15 protein-coding genes are annotated in these 17,406 nt (G+C 65.5%); 12 read left to right on the forward strand and 3 right to left on the reverse strand.

Annotation, left to right across the window (positions count from 1 at the left end; all coding sequences use genetic code 11):
• The first annotated feature begins 95 nt into the window (after window positions 1-95).
• From AC1DYX_RS15640 to AC1DYX_RS15685, 10 genes are read left to right on the forward strand one after another with little or no spacing between them, the layout of a single operon-like run.
• Window positions 96-1,367 carry a hypothetical protein gene (locus AC1DYX_RS15640; protein ID WP_477260348.1) on the forward strand — a complete coding sequence of 424 codons (1,272 nt, stop codon included), beginning with the start codon at window positions 96-98 and terminating at the stop codon, window positions 1,365-1,367.
• Window positions 1,273-2,424, forward strand: a complete 1,152-nt coding sequence (locus tag AC1DYX_RS15645) for a glycosyltransferase family 4 protein (protein ID WP_477260350.1) — start codon at window positions 1,273-1,275, stop codon at window positions 2,422-2,424. The genes AC1DYX_RS15640 and AC1DYX_RS15645 overlap by 95 nt, the downstream gene beginning before the upstream one ends.
• Window position 2,425: 1 nt before the next feature.
• The gene (locus AC1DYX_RS15650) at window positions 2,426-3,118 is read left to right on the forward strand and encodes a hypothetical protein (RefSeq protein ID WP_477260352.1); all 693 of its coding nucleotides are present in this window, start codon (window positions 2,426-2,428) and stop codon (window positions 3,116-3,118) included.
• On the forward strand, window positions 3,115-3,900 hold the full coding sequence (locus AC1DYX_RS15655) for a hypothetical protein (RefSeq protein ID WP_477260354.1): 786 nt from the start codon (window positions 3,115-3,117) through the stop codon (window positions 3,898-3,900). The genes AC1DYX_RS15650 and AC1DYX_RS15655 overlap by 4 nt, the downstream gene beginning before the upstream one ends.
• Complete coding sequence (locus AC1DYX_RS15660; RefSeq protein WP_477260356.1) at window positions 3,897-5,144, forward strand: glycosyltransferase family 4 protein; 1,248 nt, start codon at window positions 3,897-3,899, stop codon at window positions 5,142-5,144. The genes AC1DYX_RS15655 and AC1DYX_RS15660 overlap by 4 nt, the downstream gene beginning before the upstream one ends.
• Window positions 5,137-6,315: a DegT/DnrJ/EryC1/StrS family aminotransferase gene (locus AC1DYX_RS15665; RefSeq protein WP_477260358.1), complete on the forward strand. Its 1,179-nt coding sequence runs from the start codon at window positions 5,137-5,139 to the stop codon at window positions 6,313-6,315. The genes AC1DYX_RS15660 and AC1DYX_RS15665 overlap by 8 nt, the downstream gene beginning before the upstream one ends.
• Entirely contained in the window at window positions 6,312-6,902 is a 591-nt protein-coding gene (locus tag AC1DYX_RS15670; RefSeq protein ID WP_477260360.1) for a sugar transferase, read from the forward strand. The genes AC1DYX_RS15665 and AC1DYX_RS15670 overlap by 4 nt, the downstream gene beginning before the upstream one ends.
• A 14-nt stretch (window positions 6,903-6,916) precedes the next feature.
• Window positions 6,917-7,519: a phosphatase PAP2 family protein gene (locus AC1DYX_RS15675; RefSeq protein WP_477260362.1), complete on the forward strand. Its 603-nt coding sequence runs from the start codon at window positions 6,917-6,919 to the stop codon at window positions 7,517-7,519.
• A 29-nt stretch (window positions 7,520-7,548) separates the two neighbouring features.
• Entirely contained in the window at window positions 7,549-8,781 is a 1,233-nt protein-coding gene (locus AC1DYX_RS15680) for an acyltransferase family protein (RefSeq protein WP_477260364.1), read from the forward strand.
• A gap of 58 nt (window positions 8,782-8,839) precedes the next feature.
• The gene (locus tag AC1DYX_RS15685) at window positions 8,840-9,466 is read left to right on the forward strand and encodes an IS607 family transposase (protein ID WP_477260366.1); all 627 of its coding nucleotides are present in this window, start codon (window positions 8,840-8,842) and stop codon (window positions 9,464-9,466) included.
• Between the two features lie 51 nt (window positions 9,467-9,517).
• Here the strand turns inward: AC1DYX_RS15685 and AC1DYX_RS15690 are convergent, their stop codons facing one another.
• The 3 genes from AC1DYX_RS15690 to AC1DYX_RS15700 form a co-directional block, all read right to left on the reverse strand.
• A complete protein-coding gene (locus tag AC1DYX_RS15690) occupies window positions 9,518-11,806 on the reverse strand; it encodes a polysaccharide biosynthesis tyrosine autokinase (protein WP_477260368.1) in 2,289 nt (762 codons plus the stop codon).
• Window positions 11,807-11,844: 38 nt separating this feature from the next.
• Window positions 11,845-12,930, reverse strand: coding sequence for a polysaccharide biosynthesis/export family protein (locus tag AC1DYX_RS15695; protein ID WP_477260370.1), 1,086 nt, complete (start codon window positions 12,928-12,930; stop codon window positions 11,845-11,847).
• Between the two features lie 194 nt (window positions 12,931-13,124).
• Window positions 13,125-14,996, reverse strand: a complete 1,872-nt coding sequence (locus AC1DYX_RS15700) for a TonB C-terminal domain-containing protein (RefSeq protein WP_477260372.1) — start codon at window positions 14,994-14,996, stop codon at window positions 13,125-13,127.
• Between the two features lie 144 nt (window positions 14,997-15,140).
• Here AC1DYX_RS15700 and AC1DYX_RS15705 point away from each other — a divergent pair, with 144 nt between their 5' ends.
• Together AC1DYX_RS15705 and AC1DYX_RS15710 are read left to right on the forward strand one after the other, a co-directional pair.
• Window positions 15,141-16,442 (forward strand): family 1 glycosylhydrolase, encoded by a 1,302-nt coding sequence (locus AC1DYX_RS15705; RefSeq protein WP_477260374.1) that lies wholly within the window; start codon window positions 15,141-15,143, stop codon window positions 16,440-16,442.
• Window positions 16,443-17,203: 761 nt separating this feature from the next.
• The coding region (locus AC1DYX_RS15710; RefSeq protein WP_477260376.1) for a helix-turn-helix domain-containing protein at window positions 17,204-17,406 on the forward strand (203 nt) is incomplete at its 3' end.

Raw genomic sequence — 17,406 nt, forward strand, 5'->3', positions numbered from 1 at the left:
ATTCGGTGCTCTACCTCGTGTACCTGCACCTGTCGTGGCAGATCTCGCAGAACCGGCTGGCGACCGCGTGACGGACCACGCATGAAGAGCACAGTATGAAAGCCAACTTCAGCGCCAACACTTCTACACGCGAGCAGCTGCTGCTGAATTCCGCGTTCTTCCTGCTGTTCCCTGGCTTTTTCTACTACCACACGCTGCTGGGCACGGGCACGACGGGCGCCTTCCTGGGCGGCTATTTCTCACCCATATCGCTGCTCTACATGCTGCCGCTCGCCCTCGTCTATGACCGGCGCATGCGCCGCGAACCGTGCCGGCTGTCGTCGATCGACCTGCACTACGGCCTGTTCAACGCCTACTTCGTGACGGTGGTCGTCGTGAACGCGGCCGCAGGGGCCAGTCTCGCCATCGTCGCACACCATCTCGCAGGCATCCTGTTCATGGTGAACACATACTTCCTGTTCGCGCTGATCGACTTCGGGCACCGGCAATTCCGCCTGATGGCCCTGGCCAGCCTCGCGGGAATGAGCTCGATCGTGTTCACGTTCTCGGTCAACGGTGTATTCTTCCTGGGCGCCCTCGGCATCGCCAAGGATGCCGATTCGCTGGCCACCTACCAGGGTTTCTCGCGCTCCTACCTGATAACGATCCTACCCGTCCTGGCCCACTCGCGCTCGCTGTTGCTGCGCCTGATCCTGTACGCCAGCGGCGCGGCGACGCTGTTCGTCAACACGGCACGCAGCGAATTCGCCGGGCTGCTGTTCGCAATCCCCATCATCGAATTCTATTATTCGCGCCACAAGATGGTCTTCGTCGGCCTGGCCGTGCTGGCCACGATGCTCGTCGCGGCACATATGGACGAGATCGTCGCCGCGCTGCCCGACAACCGCGTCCTCGAACTGCTCGACCTGTCGCAATCGACGTCGGCCAACAAGCGCCACCACCTGACGCTGTACGCGAAGCAGACCATCGCGACCCACCCGCTGCTGGGCGACTATGCCAGCTACAAGCTCGGCTATTACTCGCACAACGTGCTATCCGCCTGGGTCGACCTCGGGCTGTTCGGTTTCGTCTACCTGCTGGCGCTCACGGCGGTGCCCGCCGTGCCGATGTTCTTCAAGGAGTATTTTGCCGGCTTGCGCCGTCCGGAATTCGTCCACGGGTTCGCACTGGCCTGCGTCACCGTGCTGCTGCTGATTTCTTCCCACTACTTCACCGACATGCTGATCGGAGCCACGCTCGGCGCTTACTCGCAATACCGGTACGAGAGAAAACATGGCAAATATCGTCCACTTGACCTCAGCCCATCCGCGCTACGATACCCGGATCTTCATCAAGCAGTGCCGCAGCCYGGGCGAACGGGGGCATGACGTCACGCTGGTGGTGGCCGACGGCATGGGCGACGAATACGTCGATGGGGTACGCATCGTCGACGTCGGCCGCGCGTCCGGGCGGAGCGACCGGATACTGCGCACCACGCGCCGCATGCTGCGGCTCGCGCTGCGTCTCGACGCCGACGTCTACCAGTTGCACGACCCCGAGCTGTTGCCGGCCGGACTGCGGCTCAAGCGTCACGGCAAGCGGGTGGTGTTCGATTCCCACGAGGACGTGCCGGCGCAGCTGCTTGCCAAGCCCTATCTCGGCAGCGTGGCGCGGCACGCCCTGTCCGGCGCCGTCCGCGTGTTCGAGGACTATGCGTGCCGCCGCTTCGACGGCCTGATCGCCGCCACGCCCTTCATCCGCGCGCGCCTGGCGCGGCTGCATCCACACACGGTCGACATCAACAATTACCCGCTGCTGCAGGAATTCGACGGTGCCACCGACTGGGACCGCAAGGCACAGGAAGTCTGCTACGTCGGCAGTATCTCGGCGATCCGCGGCATCCGCGAACTGGTGCGCGCCTGCGAACTTCTGCATTCGCCCGCGCGCCTGTCCCTCGCCGGCGCGTTCTCCGAACCCGCGCTGGAGCGCGAAGTATCGCATTCCCCGGGCTGGGCCCGGGTCCTGGCGCACGGCCATCTCGACCGCTCCGGCGTACAGCAAATCATGCGGCGCGCGATGGCCGGGCTGGTGACGCTGCATCCCGTCGTCAACTACCTGGATGCGCTCCCGGTGAAAATGTTCGAATACATGGCCGCCGGCCTGCCGGTGATCGCCTCGCGCTTTCCGCTGTGGCAGGAAATCGTCGAAGGCAACCAGTGCGGCGTCTGCGTCGACCCCGGCAATCCGGCCGCGATCGCCGCCGCCATCGATCACTTCTGCCGTCATCCGCACATCGCCCGGCGCATGGGCGAGAACGGACGCCGCGCCGTGCACACCCGCTACAACTGGGGCAGCGAAGCCGCCAAGCTCGGTGCGTTCTACGACGCCCTGCTGCCAGATCCTACCCGCTTCCCAACCACCGCGTGCCGCCGCGCCAACACGTAACATGAACGCCTTACTACGCCACTTCGACACGCTACGCCAGGTCATCAGCCTGCCGCAGGCGGAGTTGTGCTTCGATGCCCGCATCCACGCCAACGACATCCCGGCCACCTATCGCCTGTTCACGAAACCGCATCCACGCTACAAGCTCATCCGAAACAAGACGATCGGCGCGGCGCTGATCGACCTGGCGCGCTACCCCGTCACGACGGCCTATCTCGACGCGATCCAGGGCAAGAACCGCGGTGCGTGGCATGCCAGGCGGGCCCGCACGCGCGGCTATGCCTGTACCGAGATCGACCGCAACGACTACGTCGACGACATTTACGCCATCAACACGTCGCTTGACATGCGCCAGGGGCGCCTGATGGATCGGCAATACCTGGTCAAGGTCACGCATTACGAGCGCCTGCCGCATGTCGACCATTACGGGGTGCTGAACGGCGACGGCAGGCTCGTCGCCTACGCGAACATTGGGCGCTACGGAAATTTCAGCGCGTTCTCGCACCTGATCGGCATGCGCAACAACGACGGCATCATGCATCTCCTCATCGTCGACATCGTCGCGCGTCTCATCGAACAGCGACGCGTGCGCTACATCATGTATGACACCTTTTTCGGCGCACAATCCGGCCTGCAGAACTTCAAGCGCATCGTCGGCTTCGAACCCTATCGCGTGAAGTACAGCCTGCAATGAAGACCCTGCTCAACCGCCTCTACGCGGACTATCTGATGCCGTCGCGCCTGCCGGAGTATGAAGCTCTTCTCGTCCGTGCGACCGAGTGCGGCTACCGGCAAATGTCGGTGCGCGACTTTTACCATGCGATCCGCCGGGAGGGACGTCCGCCGGCACGGGCACTGGTGCACCGCCACGACATCGACAGCGACCTGCGCACGGCACGCAAGATGTTCGCACTCGAAACGAAACATGGCGTGCGGGCCAGTTACTACTTCCGCCTCAGTACGCTGGACTACGGCTTCATGCGCGCCATCGAGGCGGCCGGCAGCGAAGCGAGCTACCACTACGAGGAAGTGGCGACGTATGCCAAGCGCCACCGCCTGCGCCGCGGCGACGAGGTCCGCGCCCGCTTCCCCGAGATCCGCGAACTGTTCGCACGCAATTTCATGTGCATCGGCGAGCAGTTGGGCACACCGATGACGACCGTCGCCAGCCACGGCGATTTCGCCAACCGCCGCCTGAAAGTGATCAACCACGAGCTGCTGGGCGACGCCGACCTGCGCCGCCGCTGCGGCATCGAATGCGAGTCCTACGACGCCGACCTGCTGCGCCATTTCGACCTGTACATCAGCGACCGTCCGCATCCCGTGTATTACTACCCGGTGTCGCCGTTCGACGCACTCGGGCAGTACGAGCGTGTCTGCTTCCTGACCCACCCCATCCAGTGGGAAACGAACTGGCTCGAGAACACCCGCTGCAACATGGTGCGCCTGGCCGAGGAAGTGGTGTGGCACACATGAACATCCTCCTGATCAACCATTACGCCGGATCGGTACGCCACGGCATGGAATACCGCCCGTACTACCTCGGGCGGGAATGGGTACGCGCGGGACACCGCGTGACCATCGTCGCCGCGTCCGAATCGCATGTGCGCACGCAGGCGCCGACGATGGGCCGGTGCGTCCGCATGGACGAGACCATCGACGGCATCGACTACGTGTGGCTGGCCGCGCCACCGTATCGCGGCAATGGCGGCGCGCGCGTGCGCAACATGGCGGCGTTCCTGTGGCGCCTGCGCGCGGCGGGCGACCAGCTGGCGCGTACGTTCCGGCCGGACGCGGTGGTCGCGTCCAGCACCTACCCCCTCGACATCTGGCCGGCCGCCCGGATCGCGCGCCGCGCCGGGGCCAGGTTGTTGTACGAGGTGCACGACCTGTGGCCGCTGTCGCCCATGGAGCTGGGCGGCTATTCCTCCCGCCACCCCTTCATCATGCTGCTGCAGGCGGCGGAAGACTTCGCGTGCCGCCGCGCGGACGCCATCGTCTCGATCCTGCCCAAGGTACGCCCGCACCTGGAAGCGCACGGGATGGCCCCACACAAGCTGCATCTCGTGCCGAACGGTGTCGACCCGGCCGAATGGCAGGGCACTGCGGCCCCGCTGCCCGCGCGCCTCGAAGCCGATCTCGACGCGCTGCGCCGGCGCGGCCGGTTCATCGTCGGCTATGCCGGCACGCACGGCGTCGCGAACGCCCTCGGTACCCTGCTGGATGCCGCGCGGCGCCTGCGCGGGCACCCCGTTGCGATCGTTCTGGTCGGCAGCGGTCCGGAAAAAGCCGGGCTGGAACGGCGCAGCGCCGAGCTGGGGCTCGCCAACGTGCATTTCTTCGACGCGGTCGCGAAGTCCCAGGTGCCGTCGCTGCTGCAGCATTTCGACGTCGCCTACATCGGCTGGCGCCGCCACCCCCTGTACCGCTTCGGCATCTCGCCGAACAAGCTGATCGACTACATGATGGGCGCCCGCCCGATCCTCCATGCCGTCGAGGCCGGCAACGATCCCGTCATGGAGGCGGGCTGCGGCATGACGGTCGCGCCGGAAGATCCGCAAGCGATCGCCGACGCCGTACTCGCCCTGCGCGCGCTGGCGCCGGACGCGCGCCGGGCCCTCGGCGGGCGCGGGCGTGCCCATGCGCTGGCCAACCACACGTATCCCGTCCTCGGACAACGCTTCCTAACCGCACTTGCTGGAGACAGCCGCCATGCCTGAAGACCTGACCCCATCCGCCGCCGCCCCCTTTTTGCCGTTCGCCCTGCCCGACATCGACGAGGCGGAGATCGAGGCCGTCGTCGCCTGCCTGCGCTCCGGCTGGGTCACGACCGGACCGGCCACGCGGCAATTCGAACAGGATTTCAACGCCTACCTGGGCGGCGGCCTGCACGCGATCTCGGTGAACTCGGCCACCGCGGGCCTGCACCTGGCGCTGGAAAGCCTGGGCATCGGGCCCGGCGACGACGTCATCGTGCCCACGCTCACGTTCACCGCCACGGCCGAGGTCGTGCGCTACCTGGGTGCGCGCCCCGTGTTCGTCGACGTCGAGCCGGACCGGATGACGCTGTCCGTGGACGCCGTCGCCGCGGCGCTGACGCCGCAAACGCGCGCCATCGTCCCCGTCCACTATGCCGGCCTGGCCTGCGACATGGATGGCCTGCTGGCGCTGGCGCGGCGCCACGGGCTCCGGGTCGTCGAGGATGCGGCCCACGCCTTCCCGACCCGCTACAAGGGCCGCCTGGTCGGTACCCTCGACAGCGACATGACCGTCTTCAGCTTCTATGCGAACAAGACGATGACGACCGGCGAAGGCGGCATGGTCGTCACGCGCGACCCGGGCCTCGCGCAACGCGTGCGCGTGATGCGCCTGCACGGCATCAGCCAGGACGCCTTCGACCGCTACGTGTCGCAGAAGCCGGCCTGGTATTACGAGGTCGTGGCCGCCGGCTTCAAGTACAACCTGACCGACATCGCCTCGGCCATCGGCATCCAGCAACTGCGCAAGATCGACCGCTTCGCCGCCCGTCGCGCCCTGCTGGCGCAACGCTACCACGAGGGGCTTGCGGACCTGCCGCTGTACCTGCCGGCCCGGCCCGGCGGTGCCGACACGCATGCCTGGCACCTGTACGTGATCCGCCTGACGCGGGATGCGCCGCTCGGGCGCGACGCACTGATCGCCGAGCTCGCCCGGCGCGGCGTCGGCACGAGCGTGCACTTCATTCCGCTGCACCGCCAGCCCTACTGGCGCGATACCTACGATTTGTCGCCGTCGCGTTTTCCCGTGGCCGAAGCGTGCTACCCCAACATGCTCACGCTGCCGCTGTACACGAAGATGAGCGACGCCGACCAGGGCCGCGTCATCCAGTGCCTGGCAGAGTTGCTGGCATGAGCAAGCGCCTGTTCGACGTGCTGACGGCCGCCTGCGGCCTCCTGCTGCTGGCACCCGTGCTGCTGGCGATCGCGCTGTGGATCCGGCTCGACACGCCCGGGCCAGCGCTGTTCCGCCAGCGGCGCGTGGGACGCCGCGGGCGGCTGTTCGACATCTACAAGTTCCGCACCATGGCCGACCGTCCCGACGACGGGCGCCAGCTCAYGGTCGGACGGGATCCGCGCATCACCCGCGCCGGCCGCTTCCTGCGGCGCACCAAGCTGGACGAACTGCCGCAGTTGCTGAACGTGCTGGAGGGGACGATGAGCCTCGTGGGGCCACGGCCGGAAGTCCCGCGCTACGTCGACCGCTATCCGTCCGCGGTACGCCAGACCGTGCTCTCGGTCGCGCCGGGCATCACCGACCTGGCGGCCATTCTCTTCAAGGACGAAAACGACATCCTCGGGCGCGCCCCGGATCCGGAGCGCGCCTATGTCGAGACGATCCTGCCCGTCAAGCTCGAGTATTACCAGCGCTATGTGCGCGAGCGGTCGTTCTGGCTCGACCTGCGCATCCTCTCCCGGACGCTGGCCGCCATCCTCAGGTAACGCACGGTGCCGCCATGGTCTGGTCCAGGCTGTTCCACCTCGGTGACCTGTCCCTCACGCTCCCCACCGGCTGCGCGATCGCGGCCTGGCTGCTGGCGTCCCGGGCCTGGCGCGCCGCCCTCGGCTGGAGTCTCGTGTTCGGCCTGGCCCTCGTCCTCGTCGCCGCGACCAAGGTCGCCTTCCTGGGCTGGGCGACGGGCCTGCCGACGCTGGGCTACAAGGCCGTCAGCGGCCACGCGGCCGGCTTCACGGCCACGTTCCCGACACTGTGCTGGCTGCTGACGCAACGGTGGACACCGCCTGTGCGCGCGGGTGCGGCCATCGGGGCACTCGGTCTTGGCATCGTGGTGGCTGCCGCCCTCGTCCACGCAGGCGAGCATACGCCGGCCGAGGCCATCGCCGGCTGGATCATCGGCATGGCGGCCTTCCTGTGCACCGTCCACCTGGCGRGTGACATACCCGCGCCGCCCACCGGCCAGGCGCTCGCCTGTGCCGGTCTTGTGTTCTGCGCGACGGCGTGGGCACTGCACTCGGTCTCCGTCGGCTACTGGATGATCCGGCTCGCACTGGCGCTGTCCGRCAATCCCCATCCTTACCCTTGGGACAACTGCGGCTAACCGTCCCGCGCATTCATCTGGAGGCATTCATGTCCGGCACGCACTTTCCCTCGATCCAATGGCAGCGACAGAGCCAGCTCGACCACTCGACCGGATGTTCGACGCTGATCTCCCTGCTGCGTGGCCTGGCGGCGTTGCAGGTCGCGGCGGCGCACCTGCGCGCCGAAGTCTTTCCCGGCCTGCGCGACATCGCCAGCCCGCCCGTCTACTACCAGATACTGGCATTCGCCACCGGCTTCGCGCACCAGGCCGTCATCGTGTTTTTCCTGATCAGCGGCTGGCTGGTCGGCGGCAGCCTGCTCAACCGGATCGGGCGCACGGTCACTGCGCCCGGGAGCGCCACGCTGCATGCGACCTCGCCGTGGCGTGACTATGCGGTCGATCGCGTGACACGCCTGTGGACAGTGCTGATGCCCGCCCTGTGCCTGATGCTGTTCGTCGGGGTGTGGACCGATGCCGTTGATCCTTTGCGCACCGACGCATCGCCGGCCAATGAATTCTCGGCCACCGCATTCGCGGGCAATCTGCTTGGCCTGCAAACCATATTCGTCGAGAACTTCGGCGGTAATTATGCGCTATGGAGCCTGGCCAATGAAACCTGGTACTACATCCAGTTTCCCCTGCTGCTGATCATGTTCATCGGCGGCAGCCGGCCCCGCCAGGTCGCTGCCGCCGCCCTGCTCATCATGCTGGGCAGTTCGTTGCCCCTGCCAATCACCATGTATTTCGCCCTGTGGCTGCTCGGCGCCGCGTTTTCGCGCATCCGCATCGATTGCGGTACCGGCACGCGCGTCACGCTCGTTGCCGTCGCCGCCGCGTGCTCGATCTATTTCCGCGTACGCGGCAGCAACGACGACCTCAAGCCGGAATCGTTCCTGCAGGATCTTGTGATCAGCTTGCCGTTGCTCGCTCTGCTGTCCTCACTGCAGGCGCCGCTCACGATGCAGTCGTTGACGATGCGGATCGTCGCCCGGGTCGCGCACGTCCTGTCCGAGTTGTCGTTCACGCTGTACGTAACCCATATTCCCGTCATCACGCTGCTGCGCCATATCGGCCGGCAAACGTATGGACGCGATCGCCTTTCTCCCCAGGCACCACTGGATTACGCAATCTACGCCGGCATGCTGGTGCTGTTGCTCGCTGCGGCGTGGCTGTCGTATCTGCTGTTCGAGTCGCACACATGCCGCGTGCGCCGGACGATCAGGAATGCCTTCCAGCCACGGCCGCAGAGTGCGTCGATGGCGTCGACGACCTCGAAGTGACGGACTTACAAGAACAGTTTTCCCGGAACTTGGCTAATCCTGTGCGGTCTTATGGAATATGAACAAGCTCGTCCCGATCAGCACGGCCGCCAAGGCCCTCGGTGTCTCGACCAGCACGCTACGGCGCTGGGAGGCCAGCGGGAGGCTCATGCCTGCACGGACCGAGGGCGGACAACGGCGCTATGATCTTGGCGAATTGCGCCCGGAGTTTTTCCATGGCATCCCGGCCGCGCGCAAGACGTTCGCCTATGCACGCGTCTCCAGTCGCGACCAGCAAGCGGACCTGGAGCGGCAAAAGCAGGTCCTGGAACTGTACTGTGCCAGCCAGGGCTGGACCTTCGAAGTGATTGCCGATCTCGGTTCGGGAATGAACTACCGCAAGAAGGGTCTCGGCCGCCTGATCGACGGGATCCTCGCGGGAGATGTCGGCCGGCTCGTGCTGCCCCACAAGGACCGCCTGCTGCGCTTTGGTGCAGAACTGGTATTCGCAATGTGCGAGGCAAAAGAAGTCGAGGTCGTCATCATCAACCAGGGCGAAGACAATTGGTTCGAAGAGGAGCTGGCGGAAGACGTCCTCGACATCATCGCCGTGTTTTCCGCAAGGCTGTACGGTAGCCGCAGCCATAGAAACCAGAAGCTGATCGACGGTGTCCGCCTGGCGGTGAAGGATGCGCAATGCTCATAGCGCACCGCATCCGTGTAAACCCAAACAACGTGCAGGCGACCGATAGCCCGCTCACCCTGCCGAGAAGCCTATCTGTCCCGCCGCCGTGAATTTGGTGTACGCACCATAAGCCCCGAGACGGGGCGCCATATCGTTGAACAGGACGCCCTGGGGCGAGATCCCGGCGTGGTTCAGGCGCTTGATCGATTCATTGATCTCGGATTCGTTCGTGCGTCCGGAGCGGGCGACGATGAAGACGGCGCCCGCGTGGCTGCCGATGATCAGCGCATCGGCCACGTCGAGCAGCGGCGGCGGGTCGAGCAGCACGAGATCGTAATGGGCACCGACCTGTTGCAGCAGACCGCCGAAGTTCAGGTGCAGCAGGAATTCGGACCGGTTCGGAGGAAGTTCACCCGTCGGAATGAAGTCGAGGTTTTCGACGACGTCATGATAGATCACCTCGTCGATCGACAAGTGGCCGAGAATGGCGCGCGACAGACCGCGTTCGCGACTGATGCCGAAATAGCGGTGCAACTGCCCGTTGCGCAGGTCCGCATCGATCAGCAACACCCGCTTGCCGCTTGCCGCCATCACGGCCGCGAAATTCGCGGACACGAACGACTTGCCGAGGCCGCGCGTGGGTCCGGCGAACATGACGATATTGTTGTGGAAGTGTGGCATGGAAAACAGCAACGCCGCGCGAAAACTGCGCAGGCTTTCGATGGCGGGATCCTCGGGAATGATCTGGGCCAGCAGGGGCAACACGCCGCCGTCGCTGCGCGCCTTGCGCATCAGCTTGTCCTGGTTATTGCTGTGCGGGATCGTGGCATACACGACCCGAGCGCGCAACAGGCGCTCGATGGCCTGTGGATCGTCGATGCCACCCATCATGGCCTTGCGCGTGAACGCGATCAGCGTGCCGAGGAACAGCCCCGTCACGACGGCCAGCGCCACGATCAGCGGCCGGTTCGGCTTGATCGGCTTTTCGGGTGCGATCGGCGCGTCGACCATGCGCACGTTGCTGACCCGCCCCACGGAGATAAGACGCAGCTGCTGCGCCGTGTTCGACAGGGCCGTGTAGAGATCGGTATTGACCTTGATGTCGCGCGTCAGGCGCGCTTCGTCCTGCTCGAGGACGGGGAGGTCCTTGATTCGGGTGTTGACCTGGTCGATTTCCTGATCGACCTCCTTGAGCTGCCGGTTGATCGCCGCGACGATCGGGTGGTCTTCGGTGAAGCGCGCCAGCAACTCGGTTTTCTTCTGGATGAGGTCCATGCGCCGCCCGCGTGCCGCCGCGCCCTGGGTCAGGCTCATCCGCGCCTCCTCCTGCAGGTCGACCGTGCTGTGGGCGTTGCGGAACTGGTTGTAGCGGTCCTCCGCCTGTTCCAGCTGGCGCTTGAGTATGGGAAGTTGCTGGTTGAGGAAAGCCAGCGATTTTTCCGCTTCCTCGGTCTTGCGCGCGAGGTTCTGGCGCATGTACTCGCGTCCGATCTCGCTCAGCACGGCAAACGTGCGGCGTGCGTTTTCGCCCTGCAGCTTGACTTCGATGATGCCCGACTGCTTGCCCTGCTCGTTGATCACGAGCGCGTTCTGGATGGCCTCGATCATCGCCAGGCGCGACATGCGGCGCAGGCGGAAGTGCCCCCCTGGGTTCGCGGACAGCCGGTCGACCTTCAGTTCGATCAGGCCTTCCGGCGTCGGCACGCGGTAGCGCAGCCCGACTTCGCCATCGAACACGATGGGCTGGCCGCCGCCGGAGAACCGGAAGCGGTCCTGGCCGAGCGCAGTCAGCGTGAATTCGCGCCCCAGCCAGGGTTCCGGCACTTCGAACAGCGACAGCTCGGCCCTTTCGCTGCCCCAGACATAGCCGCCGTAGCCGAACAGGCCCGGCGTGGACAAGGCATTGCCGTTCTGGTTCGCGAACCAGAACCCGGCGATGGGAAAGTATTTTGGCCGCACGTCGATGTACAGCTGCAGGTTGTCGACGGCACGCGACACGACCATGCGCGAACGCAGCAGCTCCATCTCGGCAATGGCCGCCTTCTTCGTTTCGAACAGCGATGACGCTTCGCTCAGGATGTTCTTCGATGCGTTCGGACTCTCTTCCTCGACGTGGATCATGAGGTTGACCTCGAACACGGGCTTGGCGACGAGCGCGTACAACACGGCCACCAGCGTGATGAACGCAGTGATGCCGCCGATCAGCCAGCGGCTGTCGTACAACGTGTTCAGATAGCCCTTGAGGTCGAACGCGGGTTCCTCGCGCGGGGTGTCGACGACGCGCGGATCGAACGGCACGCCGATGATGGGCGGACGGGAAGCGCGGGGCGACAGGGCATGCGACTCACCAGTGATACTCATGGGATGGCTCCGTGGATGGGCATATGGGGCACATGCGATCAGGGCCGGTTGGCCGCGCTCACGGCCGACGTCAGCGCGCCCGGGAACAGCAGGCTCAGGTTGCGATTCCAGTTGGCCAGCGGCGTCGCGGCCACGTACACGATGTCCTTTGGCTGCAGTTCGAATGCTTCGGCCATCGCCAGCGATCCGGCCACCCGTGCGTCGAGCTGGAACACGCGCGTGCGTTCCGATGTCTTGCGCACGACATAGACCTGGCGTGCGTCGCCGCTCAGGGGACTGATGCCGCCACTCTCGCCCAATGCTTCGTTAAGCGTCAGGCGGCCGTCGTGCATGGTCAGCGCCTTGGGCGTCACGACCTCACCGGAGACGAACACCTTGCTTTCGTCGCGCGAGTGGACGCGCACCACGTCGCCCGGCGCGAGCATCACCAGGCCGGGGTTGATGTTCTTCTGGACCAGGTCGCGCAGGTTGATGGCGTAATGGACCTTGCCGCGTTCCAGCTCGATGCGGCTCTGGTCAGCCGTGGGCAGCAGGCCGCCGGCGCGATTGATGGCCTCGACCAGGGTCATCGGGATGTCGTTGATGGCTTGCAGCCCCGGCGACTTGACCTCGCCGTCGATGTAGACGCGCTTGCTGCGATAGGCCTGCACGCGCAGCGTCACGTTCGGGTTGGCGAGATACCTGGCCAGGCGCGTCGTCAGCAGTGTCCGCGCCTGTTCCTCGGTGAGCCCGTCGACACTCAGCAGGCCGGCCAGGGGGAACTGGATGCGCCCCTGATGATCGACGACGAAACCTTGCGGCGCCGCGTTCGCGTTCGCGGCCGCAGCGGCGGCAACGGCGGGATCCGCATTGGCGGCCGTGACGAGGCCGCCGGTCAGCTCGGGATGGTCCCATACGACGATGGCCAGGATGTCGCCGCTGCCGATCACATACGGCGGCGGGTTCGGGACCAGCAGGCGATCGAGATCCTCGTTGGCGCGGACCCGGTACTGCTGGCGCTCGGCCGCGATCAGCTGTTCGGTGATCATCTCCGTGGGCGGCGGAGGTTCGTCGGCGCTGGCGTTCTGCTGCGTGCGGAACTGGATGCCCGACGCACAGCCCGCCACCAGTGTAGTGAACAGCAATGCGCACAACCATGCCAGGAGCCGCGTAGTGCGGCATGGCCGATTTAAAAATTGCGTAATGGAAGCATGCATGGGTTGCCTGTCGAAAAATGCTGCCAACCTCTGGCGATCAGAGTCAGGGTAAGCTGCTCAACCAGCGAGGCTTTGGCGCACATCAAGCACCAGGCATAGGTCAACCGCGACGCGGCCGACGATCAGCGCATCTCTTCCAGCAGCCGCAGAGCGCCGGCGAAGCTCCACACGCGCCGCAGTTCGATCACGTCGTAGTGCGCCGCGACGTTCGGCGGAAACGCGGAGTAGCGCGCGTTCAGGCGCACGACGCGGCGCACGAATTCGTCGATATCGGCGCGGCCGCTGGAGCGCAGGATGACCACGTCCTCGACGCTGCCGTCGCTGCGGATCGCCACGCTGACGATGGGATCCGTGCGCACGACGTCGGCCGACAACTGGGATACGCTCAGGACCGCGTTGCGCTCGATCTTCTGGCGCACGCTGTCGATGTACATGCGCAGCGGGACGTCGTGGCGGGCGGCCTCCGCGAGCGAGCGCCGCACCGCCCGCGTGGCGTCCTCGGCCGGCCGCACGGCCTGCGGCACGGGTTTCAGGATGTCGATACCGCGTATCATCTCGCGCGCGCGCGATGCGAGGTCGCTGCCCAGCGCGGCGCCGGGCAGCGTGCCGGCGCCGTTGCTCCGGCCTGTGCCGCCGCCACCCCGGCCATCCGTAGGCGCCGGAGCGGCAACCACGCCGCCCGCGCCGGGCAGCTCGCGTTCGCGGTCCCGGCGCGTCTGCTCCTGTGCCAGCCGGGCATTCTCCTCGGCCTGCCGGCGTGCGGCGAGATCGGCCTGGCGCGCGCGTTCCTGATCCGCCAATTGCTGGCGGGCGCCCTCCTCCGCGCGGCGCTGCTCGGCCAGCTGCTGGGCACGCTCCCGCTCGGCCTGCTCGATGCGCTGCCGTTCAGCGAGCTGCTGCGCACGTTCCTGCTCGGCCTGCTGGATCCGCTGCTGCTCTGCCAGCTGCTGGGCGCGCTCGCGCTCGGCCTGCTGGATCCGCTGCTGTTCGGCCAGTTGCTGGACACGCTCGCGCTCGACCTGCTGGATCCGCTGCTGTTCGGCCAGTTGCTGGGCACGCTCGCGCTCGGCCTGCTGGCTACGTTGCTGTTCAGCCAACTGCTGCGAACGTTCCTGCTCGGCTTGCTGGATGCGCTGCTGTTCAGCCAGGCGCCGTTCTTCTTCCTGCCGGGCGCGCGCCTGGGCTTCCTCGGCCGCACGCTGGTCGGCCAGCATGCGCGTGCGCTGCTCGGCGGCCAGTGCCGTCTCGAATTGCGCGGATTGCTCGGCCAGACGCTGCCGTTCCTGCGCGGCTTCGGCGCGCATCTGCGCCTCGGCTTGCGCGCGCAGGTGCGCCTCGTCCGCCTCCTGCCGCAGCGTCCGTTCGCGCTCGCGTTCCTCGGCCAGCCTCGCACGCCGGGCCTGTGCGTCTGCCGTGTCGGCCGCCAGGTCTGCGGCGGGCTTGTCGGCCTCGGCCGGTTCTTCCGTACGGGCCTGCGGGTCCGGCGCCGGATCGGGTTCCACGGCCGGCAGCGGCACATCGAAGGTGCTGTCCTGATACGTCTCCTGGGCAATCACGCGCGCGTGAAGACCGTCGGCGACGCGCGGCGTCGGCATCTTGCGGCGGCGTTTGGCGGCGCGCCGCGGCGGTGGCGCGGGCGTGGGCGCCGGTGCCGCGGGTGGAGGTGCCGGCACGACGGGATCGACGACCGTGAAGCCCTGATGCGGCACAGGCAGCTTTTCCTGTGCCAAGGCTGGCGGCACCGGCAAGGGCGCGACGGGCACCGGCGGCGGCACGGCGGCCGGCACCGCCGGCGGCGGCATGGACACGGCGGCGAGTGGCGGCGTCAACCGGACGGCGATGGGTGCGCCAGGGCCGGGACGCAGGCCGGGAACGCCGAACTGCAGGGACAGCACGAGGCCGTGCAGCAACAGGGAGACCAGCACGCCCATTGCGAGCCGGCGCCCGGATGCGTCCGGCGAAAAGGCGGTGCGTGCCGCGGTGGCGTTGGACATGCTGGTCGTGGCGTCAGGACGGTGGAGTGTTGACGAATTGATAGCACAGCTTACACGCGGCAGTAAAGAGGGTGCGCACGGTTCGGAACGTTGTTTGCAATCCCCGCTACAATGAATTGGACCGATCAGCAGCCAGGGGTTTGCATGTCTCCAGGATTTATTTTCGCTACAGGTATCGAAAACAGTATTCCGACGATCAACAACGGCAAGGTGCGGATGGACGAAATGGAGAAGTGCGGCCATTACAAGTATTGGCGCACGGACTTCGATCTTGTCCAGGAACTCGGGCTGAAGGTCCTGCGCTACGGTCCCCCGCTGCACCGCACCTGGCTCGGCCCCAAACGCTACGATTGGGAATTCGCCGACCTGACGCTCAACGACCTGCGCCAGCGCAACGTGGCGTCGATCGTCGACCTCTGCCACTTCGGCGTGCCCGACTGGATCGGCAATTTCCAGAACCCCGACTTTCCCGAATTATTCGCCGATTATGCCGGCATGTTTGYGCGCCGCTATCCCTGGCTGCAGCTCTATACGCCCATCAACGAGATGTCGATCTGCGCCCTGTTCTCCGCCCTGTACGGCTGGTGGAACGAGCAGCTGACGACCGACCGCGGCTTCGTCACCGCGACCAAGAACCTCGTCAAGGCGAACATCCTCGCCATGCACGCGATCCTGAAGGTGCGTCCGGACGCGCTGTTCATCCAGAGCGAATCCACCGAGTACTTCCATGCGGAGAGCCCATCCGCCATCGGCCCGGCCGAGTTGTACAACTCCCGGCGCTTCCTGTCGCTGGACCTGAATTACGGCCGCCGCGTGGAATCGGAAATGTACGAGTACATGATGGACAACGGGATGACGCGCGATGAGTACCACTTCTTCCTGAATAATAATCTGAAGCACCACTGCATCATGGGCAACGATTATTACCAGACCAACGAACACTATGTGTCGGCGGACGGCTTGACGCGCGCGGCGGGCGAGATCTTCGGCTATGCCGTCATCACGCACCAGTACTACAACCGCTACCGGTTGCCGGTGATGCATACGGAAACGAATCTGTGCGAAGGCCCGCGCGGCGACGAGGCCGTGCACTGGCTGCGCAAGGAATGGGCGAACGTCCTGCGCGTGCGCAACAATGGCGTCCCGCTCGTCGGCTTCACGTGGTATTCGCTGACCGACCAGGTCGACTGGGATACCGCGCTGCGCGAAAACAATGGCAATGTGAATGCGTTGGGCCTGTTCGACCTCGACCGCAAGATCCGTCCCGTCGGCATCGCCTACAAGGAACTCGTGCGCGCCTGGATGGAAGTGTTGCCGACGCAGAGCGTGTGCCTGCAGGTCCCGATCGCGATGCCGCACGAATTCCAGCGCCACGTGCCGCCGCCCAGCGGCTGGCCGTTCGACGAAGACGCGACCCTCGCGCCGCGCACCGAAGAGCGCGAATGATGCCAAACACGGCAGTCGGCACGCCGGCGTTCGCTAGCCTGGCGTCAACGATCAACGATGAGGTGGCCTGCCCAGCAGGAATCGAACCTGCGACCCGCAGCTTAGAAGGCAGGTGCGCTAAGTCAATTTTCCAGATTTATATCAAGTACTTACGGTACGCGATCTGTGCTATTGAAATCTCAGATCGCGCCCGTAACACGTTGATTTTGTTGCCGATAGGTTTTCCCAATAGCACGGTATTTGCCTAACGCTCTACGACCCTCACCGACCATTCCTGGACATACTCGGCGCCATCCGGACCAAGCTCCGTGCCATGGAAAAGCATGCCGGTCGGCGTCATCGTGACGAGCTGAGCGCCGCGCAGCTCAGGGATGAGCGGCCTCCTCTGCTGGTCGTTCGGATCGTATATGGTGGCCTCCGGCCGGTAACCGACAATCGCTACCGCCAGTTCCCCTCGCACGCCTGGGCTGGCGGATATGTCCCGGTTATGAAGGCGCCGGCCCCGCTCTCTCAACCTTTTGACAACACTGTACATTCATACAGTATAGCAGCGTGCGCGAGCTCCCCGTCAAGCACCGGCCCGTCCGTATTATGCCGGCATGCTCGAACGTACTGACCTCATCAAGGCTGCTGGATCGAGGCGACGCTCATCCTGTTGCCGCTTATAGGTAACCGGTTCCTGAACAGCGTTGTATAATTTCCAAAAGCCAATAGATACTAACCTTCTAGAAAGTAATGTTAGTTCGTAATATAATGCTTGCATGAAATGCAAACGAACTTCTGACGGGCGAAAACTGGATCACCACTCGCTTCAGGTGATGCGCCAGCAGGCGATCAAAGCGGTGCGCGAAGGCCAGTCGGTGGCGAACGTCGCGGCCGCTTATGGTGTGAACGCCACCACGGTGTTCCGATGGCTGGCGAAATTTGCCGATGGGGGCCAAAACGCACTGCTGGCCAAGCCGAT

This window comes from Massilia sp. P2_C2, from assembly GCF_056404615.1.

What these genes read in the sequence shown, in the direction of transcription:
- AC1DYX_RS15650 (WP_477260352.1), top strand. Translation starts at nt 2,426, where the DNA reads ATGAACGCCTTACTACGCCACTTCGACACGCTACGCCAGGTCATCAGC.
- AC1DYX_RS15655 (WP_477260354.1), top strand. Translation starts at nt 3,115, where the DNA reads ATGAAGACCCTGCTCAACCGCCTCTACGCGGACTATCTGATGCCGTCG.
- AC1DYX_RS15660 (WP_477260356.1), top strand. Translation starts at nt 3,897, where the DNA reads ATGAACATCCTCCTGATCAACCATTACGCCGGATCGGTACGCCACGGC.
- AC1DYX_RS15665 (WP_477260358.1), top strand. Translation starts at nt 5,137, where the DNA reads ATGCCTGAAGACCTGACCCCATCCGCCGCCGCCCCCTTTTTGCCGTTC.
- AC1DYX_RS15680 (WP_477260364.1), top strand. Translation starts at nt 7,549, where the DNA reads ATGTCCGGCACGCACTTTCCCTCGATCCAATGGCAGCGACAGAGCCAG.
- AC1DYX_RS15685 (WP_477260366.1), top strand. Translation starts at nt 8,840, where the DNA reads ATGAACAAGCTCGTCCCGATCAGCACGGCCGCCAAGGCCCTCGGTGTC.
- AC1DYX_RS15690 (WP_477260368.1), bottom strand. Translation starts at nt 11,806, where the DNA reads ATGAGTATCACTGGTGAGTCGCATGCCCTGTCGCCCCGCGCTTCCCGT.
- AC1DYX_RS15700 (WP_477260372.1), bottom strand. Translation starts at nt 14,996, where the DNA reads ATGTCCAACGCCACCGCGGCACGCACCGCCTTTTCGCCGGACGCATCC.